Origin of the sequence: Algoriphagus persicinus, assembly GCF_035156415.1 — a bacterium.
Classification (GTDB): Bacteria; Bacteroidota; Bacteroidia; order Cytophagales; family Cyclobacteriaceae; genus Algoriphagus; species Algoriphagus persicinus.
In genome coordinates, this window is sequence record NZ_JAYEEY010000001.1 from 337,213 (window position 1) to 350,094 (window position 12,882).

11 protein-coding genes are annotated in these 12,882 nt (G+C 40.6%); 7 read left to right on the plus strand and 4 right to left on the minus strand.

Translation table 11 applies throughout. The annotated features are described in order from the left end of the window. Positions 1-123: 123 nt before the first annotated feature. On the plus strand, positions 124-1,500 hold the full coding sequence (locus U3A58_RS01475; protein WP_323821595.1) for a methyltransferase RsmF C-terminal domain-like protein: 1,377 nt from the start codon (positions 124-126) through the stop codon (positions 1,498-1,500). 2 nt (positions 1,501-1,502) lie between these two features. On the opposite strand, the gene U3A58_RS01480 is transcribed toward U3A58_RS01475, so the two are convergent. Next, entirely contained in the window at positions 1,503-1,847 is a 345-nt protein-coding gene (locus tag U3A58_RS01480; RefSeq protein WP_323821596.1) for an avidin-fold protein, read from the minus strand. A 232-nt stretch (positions 1,848-2,079) separates the two neighbouring features. Between U3A58_RS01480 and U3A58_RS01485 the strand changes: the two genes are divergently transcribed. Beyond that, positions 2,080-3,735 carry a M1 family metallopeptidase gene (locus U3A58_RS01485; RefSeq protein ID WP_416377271.1) on the plus strand — a complete coding sequence of 552 codons (1,656 nt, stop codon included), beginning with the start codon at positions 2,080-2,082 and terminating at the stop codon, positions 3,733-3,735. 67 nt (positions 3,736-3,802) lie between these two features. Here U3A58_RS01485 and U3A58_RS01490 read toward each other — a convergent pair whose 3' ends face one another. From U3A58_RS01490 to hflX, 3 genes are all read right to left on the minus strand, one after another. Next, entirely contained in the window at positions 3,803-5,470 is a 1,668-nt protein-coding gene (locus U3A58_RS01490; RefSeq protein ID WP_323821597.1) for a PQQ-dependent sugar dehydrogenase, read from the minus strand. 110 nt (positions 5,471-5,580) lie between these two features. Further along, positions 5,581-6,648 (minus strand): PAS domain-containing sensor histidine kinase, encoded by a 1,068-nt coding sequence (locus U3A58_RS01495; RefSeq protein ID WP_323821598.1) that lies wholly within the window; start codon positions 6,646-6,648, stop codon positions 5,581-5,583. Positions 6,649-6,778: 130 nt separating this feature from the next. Further along, entirely contained in the window at positions 6,779-8,029 is a 1,251-nt protein-coding gene (gene hflX / locus U3A58_RS01500) for a GTPase HflX (protein WP_323821599.1), read from the minus strand. 201 nt (positions 8,030-8,230) lie between these two features. Here hflX and rfbC point away from each other — a divergent pair, with 201 nt between their 5' ends. From rfbC to U3A58_RS01525, 5 genes are all read left to right on the plus strand, one after another. Continuing rightward, entirely contained in the window at positions 8,231-8,782 is a 552-nt protein-coding gene (gene rfbC, locus U3A58_RS01505; RefSeq protein WP_323821600.1) for a dTDP-4-dehydrorhamnose 3,5-epimerase, read from the plus strand. Next, the gene (locus U3A58_RS01510) at positions 8,782-9,528 is read left to right on the plus strand and encodes a tyrosine-protein phosphatase (RefSeq protein WP_323821601.1); all 747 of its coding nucleotides are present in this window, start codon (positions 8,782-8,784) and stop codon (positions 9,526-9,528) included. The genes rfbC and U3A58_RS01510 overlap by 1 nt, the downstream gene beginning before the upstream one ends. Before the next feature lie 15 nt (positions 9,529-9,543). Beyond that, complete coding sequence (locus U3A58_RS01515; protein ID WP_323821602.1) at positions 9,544-10,497, plus strand: NAD-dependent epimerase/dehydratase family protein; 954 nt, start codon at positions 9,544-9,546, stop codon at positions 10,495-10,497. Positions 10,498-10,642: 145 nt separating this feature from the next. Continuing rightward, positions 10,643-12,058 (plus strand): tetratricopeptide repeat protein, encoded by a 1,416-nt coding sequence (locus U3A58_RS01520; RefSeq protein WP_323821603.1) that lies wholly within the window; start codon positions 10,643-10,645, stop codon positions 12,056-12,058. Between the two features lie 16 nt (positions 12,059-12,074). After that, positions 12,075-12,845: a phosphosulfolactate synthase gene (locus U3A58_RS01525; protein WP_323821604.1), complete on the plus strand. Its 771-nt coding sequence runs from the start codon at positions 12,075-12,077 to the stop codon at positions 12,843-12,845. Positions 12,846-12,882: the final 37 nt, after the last annotated feature.

Below are 12,882 nucleotides of genomic sequence, written 5' to 3' on the forward strand. Positions count from 1 at the left end.
TCAGTGTACAGTCTCAGTTTTCAGAACTTTGAATAAATCAGATGAGATCAAAAAGCAATCAATCCAGCCGGTTTAATCTATTACTGGAACTGATCACTGCAAGCTGATCACTATCTTTGCCTCATGCCAGAAACCAATCTTCCTGCCGGTTTCGAGTCTCAGATGCTCGAACTACTCGGTAAAGCCGAATTTGAGCAATTTAAAAAGGCAATCAACGACCCTTCCCGCACTTCTATCAGATTAAATTCTGCCAAAACATTTTCATTTTCTTGGGCAAATACACCGATTCCCTGGTCTCATAATGGGTGTCTCCTAGCAGAACGACCCTCGTTTACACTTGATCCAGCTATTCACGCCGGAGCCTATTACGTACAGGAAGCATCTTCCATGTTTATCGAACATATTCTGCATTCCTTGAATATTCCCAAGGGAATTTACTTGGATATGGCAGCGGCTCCCGGCGGAAAGTCCACCTTGCTTTCTTCGTATTTAGGAAATGAAGGAATGCTGATTGCCAATGAGGTCATACAGCCAAGAGCTCAGATATTGAAGGAAAATATCATCAAATGGGGATTGGGAAATACAGTGGTGTCCAATAATGATCCGGAGCATTTCGAAGCTTTGGAAGGCTTTTTCGACTTGGTTTTGGTGGATGCGCCATGTTCTGGTGAAGGAATGTTTCGTAAAGACCCACAGGCTCGCGATGAATGGTCGATTGATAATGTCCAGCTATGTTCCGCCCGACAAAAAAGGATAATGGACAAAGCTGGGGCTTTAGTGAAGGCGGATGGGTATTTGGTTTACAGTACCTGTACTTTTAATGAGCGGGAAAATGAGGATATGATTCGTTTTTTGACGGAAGAGTTTTCCTATGAACCTGTCAGGATTTCACTTGATGCTAGTTGGAATATATGTGAAACGTCAGTAGACTCTGATGGGAAAACCTTTTATGGTTATCGCTTTTTTCCTCACCTGGTGGAAGGGGAAGGGTTTTTTATCGCCATTTTGAAGCGATCTGCAGAAGCATATATCCAAGAACCAAAGCGGGTGAAAGATTTCAAGCACCCTTATTTGAAGGAAGTATGGAACAGGGAATCTTCCGAACTGGATGAAGAATTAGGATTTGATGGCAGCGGGAAATACTACTCGCTGAATGATTCCTATTTCAGGATTTCTAAAGATTGGAATCTGCATTTTCAGAAGGCTTCACAGCATTTGAGCTTGAAGTATTTTGGTGTGGAGCTGGGCAAAAAGCAGAAGAATGATTGGATTCCCAATCATGAATGGGCAGTCTCAGTTTTACCTAAAAACAATTTTCCGACACATGCACTCTCGGAAAAGAGAGCCATCGAATTTCTTAGAAAAAATAATTTCGAAATCGATGATTTACCGATAGGATGGGTGTTGATAACTTACAAAAACCTTCCACTTGGCTGGATCAAAAATCTAGGACATCGTGTGAATAACTATTATCCGAAGGAGTGGAGGATCAGGATGTAGCATTACAACTCTTCGATAATACTTTTTCCTTTGGAGCGATCACCAGATGTCCATTCCCACGTTTCGTTGAGGAGGATTTTGCCATTTTCCAAGATTTCAGGCTTAGAATAGCAAATGCCCGTCATCAATTCGCCTTTGTTATTCACCTGATGATAACGCATGTTGATGTTTCCAGCTTCGTCCACCAAACCGATCAGATGTCCTTTGATGATTTGCCCGCCAGCATATTCTGCAGTGAGAATATTGCCCTCTTGGTGATATTGGAAAACTGTCTCTGCAGAAGTCTCTCCGTTGTCGGTGTTTTGTACAGCGCGGAAAACACGATGATTATAATTGATCTTGTTCATAAAATTTAAGTAAGCAATTCTTTCGCTTTTGCATCATCCGTACATGACTATCATGGAATCGGAAGGTTTTGGAATTTGAAAGATTTGGCAAGTTTGGCTTGGACGCGTGTGGTTCTATTAACAGATTCACTGGTTATTTCACTAAAATTAAGTCCTTTCGTGGAAATTAATGGCTTTTCAAGTGATCCATCCCAGTATCTTGTAGGTTCAAATCCCAAATCTTGACTGACCAATGAGATCTATACTCTTTAGTTTTTGCACTCTCTTTTGCCTGCATGCGCAAGCCCAGATGTTTCCTAATGGAGAGGAATTCACAAGGCAGGATACCCTTCGTGGCTCGATTACTACAGAACGAGCTTGGTGGGATTTGCAGTACTATCATTTGGAGGTGGAAGTTGACCTGGAAACCAAGTCGCTTTCGGGCAAAAACACCGTTCAATACAAAGTATTGGAGCCACTGAAACGGATGCAAATCGATTTACAAGCTCCAATGCAGCTAACAAAAGCGGAGCAAGATGGAGTGGAATTGGAAATCGAACATGATGGAAATGCACATTTTATTAAACTAATATCCGCTCAACAAGTAGGTGAGGAAAAGGAAGTAGTTTTGACTTTCTCTGGGACTCCAGTAGAGGCGATTCGCCCACCTTGGGATGGTGGATTGACTTGGAGTGAAGATAGCAATGGCTTGCCTTTCATAGCGAATTCCAATCAGGGCATTGGTGCGAGTATCTGGTGGCCAAATAAGGATCATGGATATGATGAGCCAGATAAAGGCGTTTTGATCAGCGTGACCGTCCCGGAAAATCTCATGGATGTCTCCAATGGACGATTGATCGGAACAGATCATGATAAAGTTGCCAAGACCAAAACCTATCATTGGGAGGTGAAAAATCCAATCAATAATTATGGGATCAATATCAACGTAGGTGATTTTGTTTACTTCGGTGAAAAATACGCTGGAGAGAATGGAGAATTGGATATGGACTATTATGTGCTTCGAGAGAATTTGAATAAAGCCAAAAAGCAATTTGAAGATGCCACGAGAATGATGGAAGCCTTTGAGCATTGGTTTGGGCCATATCCATTCTATGAGGATAGCTACAAACTTGTCGAAGCACCTTATTTGGGTATGGAGCACCAGAGCTCAGTGACTTATGGTAATGAGTATGAAAATGGCTATTTAGGCAATGATCTGAGTGGTACGGGCTGGGGATTGAAGTTTGATTTTATCATTATCCACGAGTCGGGGCATGAGTGGTTCGCCAATAATATCACCTACCGGGATGTCGCGGACATGTGGATTCACGAGAGTTTCACTGCCTATTCAGAGAATCTTTTTCTGGATTATTTTTATGGAAGAGAAGCTAGTAAAGAATACGTGCTCGGCACCAGAATGGCGATCAACAATGACAGTCCAATCATTGGTAGGTATAATGTAAACACTGAAGGTTCTGGCGATATGTACTACAAGGGTGCCAATATGCTTCATACTATTCGGCAAATTGTCAATGACGATGAGAAATGGCGATCAATTCTCAGGGGGTTGAATGCTGAGTTTTACCATAAGACTGTTTCCACCCGACAGATTGAAAATTATATTAGCCAGAAAGCAGCAATTAATCTAAAGCCGGTTTTTGATCAATACCTGAGAGATATTCGAATTCCGATTTTGAGCTATAATCTCCTTGAAGGAAAGCTTTTTTACCGATGGGAAAATGTGGTCGATGGCTTTGAGATGCCAGTAAAAATCTACGTGGATGGGAAAGAAATGAACCTAAAACCGAACCACCGCTGGCAACAGGTAGGTCTTTCGCAGAAAAATGCAAAGATCAGTGTGGATGAAAACTATTATGTGGGCACATTGAATATCTCGGGGAATTATTAAAATGAGGGGAATGTAAAGACTTGCATCCCCTCATTTTTTGAATAGCAAAAGATTCTTTCAACAACTTCTAATCTTTGATCTTATATATTTTCCCTTCTGTTTTGCTCATTATATAGACATTTCCCTCCGCATCTTGGCCAAATTTAAGATCGACTCTTTGTCCTCCGCAAAGCTCAAGCAGGCTTATTTCTTTGCCTTCAAAAACCACTCCCCAACTCTTTACTCCAGAATTTTCTAAATCATCTAAGTCCGCGAAAAACAGCCTGCCTGAAAGTATATCTCCAAAGACAAATTTTCCTTTAAGTGGACCATAAGGCATTATATAGCCTGCAAATATTGCCGCAAGCTCATCATGATCTAGCTGAATGATTGGATAAGTCACCCCAAAGTTTTCATCATTTTCCTGCAACGCAAAGATTTCATTGAACTTGCCATAAGGATTGATGATAAATCGTCCTTCTCTGATCGGCCATCCGTAGAACTTACCCTTTTCTATCTTGTTAAGTTCTTCTATGCTATGTTGCCCGATATCAGTAGCAAACATGTTTCCATCAGTATCCCAAAAAATCCTGTTGGGATTGCGGAAACCATAAGCATAAACTTCACCTGCTTTGCCAGGCACGCCAGCATATGGGTTCGTAGGGGGTATTCCGTAATTGCCATTAGGACTATCATTTCCTAAAGGATCAATGCGCAGAATACTGCTGTAAACCCGAGTAGCCTTATTGTCTGATACATAGGCAAATCTTTGCTCCGTCAATCCACCATCTCCAAAACCGATAAATAGCAATCCATAATCCTCATCTCCGGGCATGGCATTGGGATTAAAAGTTAGCTCTTGCATTCCATGAGCCTGGGATGGAATATCTATTCTAACTAATTCTCTGGAAGATCCAATAAAAGTAGGGGCAGATGGATTTTCAGCTTTCCACTCTGTGACTATCCACTGCATAAATACCCGAATACTATCTGAATAACCATAATCAGATTGCTGAGTGCCGCCTGGTTCTGTATGAGCAGTATAGAATAACCCGTTGTCACTGAATTCCGGGTGAAAAGTAAAGCTGGCCATACCTGTAGCCCAACCTGGGCTACTCACTAAAGCAGGTTTCAATTTATTAATGGGCAGATATAAGTTTGGCTTCTTATCTACGAGCTCATATAGCCCTACCCGCTGATCATTGACAAATAGGCGCTCTGATCTTGGAGCAGCTTGCATTTTGGTCATTTTTGCCAGAGAATGAGCTGTATCAGAAGCTGGTAACTGGCTGAATAATTCCAGTTCAATTCGAATTCCGGAGTCGGGAACAGTGTCAGGAATAGGATCTTTCAGTCCTAATAGTGGTAAAGTGTCCGGTAGATGCTCGTAGGTGTGTAGATAGGCTAATAACGCATCCAATTCCTTTTCTTCTAATCCTGGAAAAGGAGGCATGTAAGATTTATATTTTTCAAAAAGTTTTATAGCCCTTGGATCTCTTGCTTCAATTATAGACGATGCGTCTTTAATAAATTTCTTAATCCATGAAGACTCTACAGAACGGGTAATGCCACTTAAATTGGGCCCGATTCCGTTTTGATCAAAACTATGACAGGTGCTGCAATTGTTCTCAAAAAGCACCTTTCCTGCCTGAATTTGTTCTTTTTCAGTGCTGATATTACTTCCAAATTCATTTTTCTGCGAGCAGGAAAAAAGGGTAAGCGTGACAATAAAAATAATAAATACCGATTTGTTCATTGGTGCTAAGTTGTAGGTTTTACTTAATTACACCAAACAATATATTATAAATCGACGAGCTGTCCTGTAATGTCTTGGGTAGCTGCCTGCTTTTCAAAATGAGGATGCTTCTAGGCACTCAGGGTAATTCGAAAGGTGGAGCCTACTCCAGGTTTGCTCTCAACTTCAATGGTTCCCCCTATACTTTGTACATGATTGTAAACCAAATAAAGGCCGATTCCACTACTATCTTTGTGTTTATGGAAGGTTTGCTTGAATCCAAAAATTTTATCTCCGAATTTATCCAGATCAAAACCAAGGCCATTGTCAGTAAAGATAAGTTGGATTTGATCTTCAATATATTTGGTAGAAATGGTGATAATAGGAGCTATTTCAGGCTTCTTATACTTTATGGAATTGGTGATTAAATTAAGAAAAATACTTTCTAGATAGGTCACATTAGAGGTTATTATTGGGATTTCTGCAAAGTCATCTACTATACTTGCGTCAGCATTTTTGATAAGAGATCCGATGGATTTGGTCACCTTCTTGGTCACTTTTTTGAGCTCAATTTCTTGAAACGGAATGTACAGGGATTGTTTATCCCGAAGCTCTCTGGAATAGACGTTGAGTTTTTCCCGTAAATCTACACAGCAAAGTTTGAACACATCCAAAAGATCCAAAGTCTCTTTATCAGTGATTTTAGAATAATCTAATAATTCATAAATAGAAAGTAGATTATTCACAGGAGACCTGAGGTCATGAGAGGTCATATGACCGATATGCCGCAGATCTTTGTTGATCTCTGTCAGGTTAGACAAAAGCGCATTTCTATCTGCCTCGAGCTCTTTTTTTTGAGTGATATTCTTGGCTATCGCAAAGACTACTTTGGCTTTGTCAATTGGCTGGGAAGTCCAAGAAAGCCAGACGATCTCTCCAGATTTGGTTAGGTACCTGTTTTCAAAATCAACCAGAGGAACAGATTTTATCAATGATTTTCTTACACTTGCTGTCGTTTCTTTATCTTCTTTATAAATGAAATGACTAATTGGGTTTGCATACAACTCCTCATACGAATAGCCTAAAAGCTCCTTGACGGCTGGGTTTACTTTTTTGAAATATCCGTCAAATCCTGCGATACAGATTAAGTCTGGAGTTACTTCAAAAAAAATGTCATACTGTGAAAATTCCGAATACATTCTACTAAGATTAGAGGAGCTTTAAGCTTAAAAACTTAAGCTAGGATAGAAAAAAAATATAAACCAAAAAAAGATATTTTATCAATATACAGATTGGCCATCAATGGCATTGATGGCCAATGAAAATAGGTCAACCTTCCATGGTGAAGGTCTCATCCTCTAAGTAATGTGGATATATTTTACGATGCTGTTTTTTCACCTCTGCGATCAAAGCTTGACGAAAACCATCCACATTCTGCCCACTTGCTGCAGCCATAAATACTGGTGGGATTCCCGTTTTCTTTTCGTAAGCCTCTGCCAAAGCACCGAAATCCAGAAAGTTGGCATCTTCTAATTCTATTTCCGTCATTTTCATACTTTCTTCCTCGCTCGGCATAGTTTCCACTAGATCAATCTTGTTAAAAACCAGTAAAACAGGCTTATCTCCGGCTTTGATCTCACTCAATGTCTGTGTCACTACAGCAATGTGATCTTCGAAATGTGGATGTGAAATGTCTACTACATGTACGAGTAAATCCGCCTCACGAATCTCATCCAGGGTAGATTTAAAAGCAGCGATTAGGTGAGTAGGAAGTTTTCTGATGAATCCAACAGTATCCGAAAGTAGGAAAGGGACATTTTCAAGTACCATTTTACGCACTGTGGAATCCACCGTGGCGAAAAGCTTGTTCTCAGCCAGAATATTTGTTTTGGTGATCAAATTCATCAGGGTGCTTTTACCCACGTTGGTATAGCCGACCACTGCCACACGCACAATTCCAGTTCTACCTTTACGCTGGGTTTCACCTTGCTTTTCTATTTCCCTAAGTTTCTCTTTGAGCAGTGTGATTCGTTTCCGAATATCACGCTTATCCGTTTCAATTTCCTTTTCACCAGATCCTCCACGAGTGGTAGTACCTCCTCGCTGCCTTTCTAAGTGAGTCCATAGATTGGTCAGACGAGGCAGTAAATATTGGAAGCGTGCAAGTTCAACCTGCGTTTTAGCTTGGGCAGTTTGCGCTCTTTTTAGGAAAATGTCTAAGATCAGCAAAGATCTATCGTATATCGTTACCTTCAGTTCATTCTCTAAGTTTCTCATCTGAGAAGGAGAAAGATCATCATCGAAGATGACCATATCCACTTCAAAATGCTTGATATATGCGGCTATCTCTTCAAGTTTACCTGTACCCACGAAAGTTTTGATGTCTGGCTTTTCCATTTTCTGGGTAAAGCGACACACAGTCTTTGCGCCTAAAGTCTCTGTCAAAAATGCCAATTCATCCAAGTATTCCTCCGTTTGTTGCTCGATTTGATACTGTCGGACTACACTAACTAAAATAGCTGTTTCTTCTTTAGGGGCTGTTTCGTGAAGTTTTTGAAGTTTGCGGGAATGTTTACTCATAAGTTAAATGCTATATCAAAACAATGCGAAAAGGTGAAATATAGTTTCCTGATTAGGTTAAAAGGGGTCAGGAGAAACCTCGTTTTTTCGAATTGTTGTAAGAGATAGCGTAAAGTTCGACATATTTCCTTAGAATTGATTAGGATAGTGTTCTGTCTGTTGGTTATTTTGCCTTTCAATGCCAGAATCAATATTTACCCGATGGCTCAAGTAATAAAAACACCTTTAGCAGGTGTATTAGAGATATTTCCGAGAATTTTTGAAGATCAAAGAGGTTATTTCTTTGAATCCTACCGAGCCGATTGGTTACAATCCGAAGGTGTAGCACACGAATGGGTGCAAGACAATCAGAGTTATTCACAACAAGGCACCATTCGTGGGTTACATTTTCAGCGAGGTGAGTTTGCTCAGGCAAAATTGGTAAGAGTCATACAGGGGAAAGTACTGGATGTAATAGTGGATTTGAGAACAGGCTCTCCTACATTCGGAGAAAAGTATGCTACTATACTAGATGCTACTAGAAATAATCTGATGTACGTGCCTGCAGGCTTTGCACATGGATTTTCCGTATTGGAAGATTCGATTTTCGCATACAAGTGTTCCAATTATTATAATAAGGAAAGTGAAGGTGGAATTCTTTGGAATGACCCGGTTTTAGGGATTGACTGGCAGATAGCAGATCCGATCACTTCTGACAAAGATGCTACTTGGCCCAGTTTAGAAGAATTTAAAATTAGTGAAGGAGGTTTGTAATGGGGTTTTTAGATTTATTCAAAAGAAATCCAGAGTTCATAGAAGACCTTGACTTGAGTTGGTTGGAGGTGGACATGCATTCGCATTTGATCCCAGGGATCGATGATGGATCGAAGACCATGGAAGAATCCCTGCAATTGATTAAGCGCCTATCTGGCTATGGCCTGCGCAAGATCATCACTACTCCGCACATTATGTCGGAGTACTATCGTAATACGCCTGAAATCATTAAAATGGGGCTTGAGGACCTACGCAGAGCAGTCAAAAACGAGGGTATTTCCATTGAAATAGAAGCTGCTGCCGAATATTACATGGATGAAATTTTCCTTGAGAAAATCAAAAGCGGAGAAGAGGTTCTGACCTTTGGGGATAAGTATATTCTGGTAGAAACAGGCTTTATCAACAAGCCTCAAATGCTTCTGGAAATTATTTTTCAACTCGAAATGGCAGGCTTCAAACCTATTCTTGCCCATCCGGAGCGTTATCAATACCTAATTGCAGACAAAGGATTGCTACAGGATCTGACAGACAGGCAAATCCTCTTTCAGGTAAACTTGCTTTCGCTCACCGGATTTTATTCCAAGCCGGTAAAGGATTTTGGTGAAATGCTGGTAGAGACAGGTCTAGTTAGATTTCTTGGAACTGATTGCCACAACCTTCGCTATTTAGACATGATGGAGACTTTGCCTAAGTCAAAATTATTCAACAAAATCAAGAAACTTGATCTGCTTAATTCTTCTCTTTGATTTGCAGATAAGTCAATGAAAATTCTCATCACAGGTATTACAGGGTTATTTGGAAGCTATTTGGCGAAAGAATTGGCTGTGCTAGGGGAGATTCATGGTTTCCGAAGGTCAAGCTCTTCACTTAGGCTGCTTGAGAAAATTGATTTTACGGTCACTTGGCATGAGGGTGAGCTCGCTGATATTGAATCTCTTGAAGGGGCTATAGAAAGTATGGATTTGATCGTGCATGCTGCAGGGAAAGTGTCTTTCGATGCTAATGACGAGGAAAGTCTGCATCGCATCAATGTAGGCGGTACGACGAATCTAGTCAATGCCATGCTGAATACCGGGGTAAAAAAACTTGTGCATGTCAGTTCCGTAGCGGCAATTGGCAGAAGCCCAGAATTGCTTCAGCTGGATGAGAATTTCAAATGGATAGCCTCTCCACTCAATACCGACTATGGAATTTCCAAATACTTGGCAGAGCTGGAGGCTTGGAGAGGAGAGCAGGAAGGCTTGGATTTGATCGTGGTAAACCCTTCCATCTTATTAGGCAAAGTCAGTGATGCACGCAGTTCCTCAGACATTTACCAGTATGTAATGCAAGAGAATTCCTATTACCCAAGAGGGGATTTGAACTACATCGATGTCCGGGATGCTGCCAAGCAAGTACGAGAATTGGTAGAAAAAGAAGTCTGGGGGGAGCGGTATATATTGAACAAAGAAAGCATTACTTACAAAGAATTCTTTGAGAAAATGGCTCTGGCATTTGGGAAAAACGCTCCATCGAAGGCAATAAGCCCAATAACGCTAAAAATGGCTGTGTTTTTCAATACTGTATTTAGAAAAATAGGGTTGAGTAAGAGCCCGCTGAATAGTAAGACAGCGATGATTTCTCAGCAAAAATTATTTTTCGATAATAGCAAAGTGAATAAGTTACTTGAAAGCAACTATCATAGTCTGGAAGACACCTTTGGCTGGTCAAAGTAAACTTATTTTTGATCCCAATCGTTTCTACCCCAAGCTTGAAGGAAAGCGAAAAAAATTTCCTGGCAAGCGATAAATAAAATTTGACAAATCGAGATTTTGAGAGACCAAATTAATTGGTAACTTAAATGAACCATAACACATCCTAATGACCGGAGATCACGATCACGATTGGGAAAATGACAAGAAGCTGGTAGAGCGATTTGAAAATTCCCTACAATCAAATCTGGACCTTTATTTCGAAGAGGAAGAATTGGAAGATATCATCCGATTTTACTTTGATCAGCAGAAGTTTCTGAAGGCATTGCGCGCTGCGGAGTTTTCCTTGGAAAGGTTCCCTTTCTCTGTGGAAATTAAGCTTTTGAAGGCTCAATGTTTGATTTTCAATGATGAATTGGATGAAGGTCTAGACATCCTAGAAAACATCAGTAATATTTCTCCGAACAACGAAGAAATTATTCTTGCTTTGGCAAATGCCTATATTTTGGCAGGAACGCCCAAGGAAGGGATAGAACTATTGGAGAATTTCCTTCCTTTGGCGGAAGACAAGGCCGAAGTATTGTATTCCCTAGGAAACCTTTATCGAGTCCAAAACAACAATGAAAAAGCAAGTTATTATTTCAAGGAAGCAGTAAAAAACCGTATCAATCACGAGGACGCGCTTTTCCAGCTGGCGATGATTACCGAGGAAGAGGGATCCTTTGATGAGATTCTTGATTTTTATCAGGAATTTATCGATCAAGATCCTTATAGTGCTGGAGCTTGGTACAATTTGGGAGTGGTTTATAATCGCCTAGGTAGATTTGAAGATGCGATCAAAGCGTATGACTATGCTATCTTGATCGATGACGGGTTTGCTTCGGCTTATTTCAATCTTGGCAATGCCCTGATGAACACACAGCAGTATGAACTGGCATTGGAAGCCTATCAAAACACGATTGATTGCGAAGGAGCAAATGCTGAGAATTGCTGCTACATGGGTGCGGCCTATGAGAAGCTTGAAAAAATTGACGAAGCTTTCAACTATTTTAAGAAGTCTGCCAAGTTCGATGAGGAATATGACGATGCTTGGTTTGGACTAGGCATGTGCATGCTGAAGAAAGAAAAATTCTTTGAAGCCATACATTATTTCAAAAAAGCCCTAAATCTTACCAAAGAAAATTCTAATTATTGGGTAGGTCTGGCAGACGCTGAATTTAATTTGGGAAATATGCAGGCAAGTTCCGAGGCGTATGAAGAAGCGATCAATTTGGAACCGGGTGTACTGGAAACCTATGTGAATCTGGCACTTATCTACTTTGAACAAAATCGCTTTGAAGAAGCAATAGACGTGACTCGTGAAGGGATTGAGGAAATGCCAGAGGAGGCAGAGCTATATTATCGCTTGGTAGTGTACCTAATCAAAATGGGCAATTACAAAGAGGCGTTTTCATTTTTGGAAAATGGGTTAACTTTGGACTTTGAAAAACATACCCTCATGTATGATTTGATGCCGGAGCTTAAGCAGCAGAAGGCTCTTTACAAGATTATTGCCCAATATCGAGAGGAAAATCTCGAGTCTTAACATTAAAACCTCGCTAATGAATTATGAGCTGAATAATATCCCCGTTCGGACTGAAAAGCCACGAACCAAAGGATTTACCATGGCCATGGACAAAGGCCTAAGCCTACGTGCCACCGAAGATTTTGTCGAAAGTTGTTCCGATTTTGTAGATATAGTAAAACTTGGCTGGGCTACATCTTATGTGACCAAAAACCTCAACGAAAAACTCGCCATTTATAAGGATGCAGGAATTCCTGTTTACCTGGGAGGTACGCTTTTCGAAGCTTTTATAGTAAGAGGCCAATTTGACGATTACAGGAAAGTACTGGACAAATATGAGCTTACTTTCGCTGAAGTATCAGATGGATCTATCTCCCTTAATCATGACAAGAAGTGCGAATTCATCGCAACTTTAGCAAAGCAAGTAACTGTGCTTTCTGAAGTTGGATCCAAGGATGCTGCGAAGATTATCCCTCCCTACAAATGGATTGAGCAGATGCAGACAGAATTGGATGCGGGTGCGTGGAAAGTAATCGGAGAAGCAAGAGAAGGTGGAAACGTAGGTCTTTTCAGAGATTCTGGAGAGGTAAGGCAAGGACTAGTGGAGGAAATTCTTACGCAGATTCCCGAAGAACGAATCATCTGGGAAGCACCTATTAAATCTCAACAAGTTTGGTTTATCAAACTGATAGGCGCAAATGTAAACCTTGGAAATATCAGTCCCTCTGAAATCATTCCATTGGAAACTATTCGCCTAGGCTTAAGAGGCGATACGTTCGATCACTTTTTGGGGGAAATCAAATTGTAGTACAACTCAACTCATTTCAGGCTGATTGGAATATTCC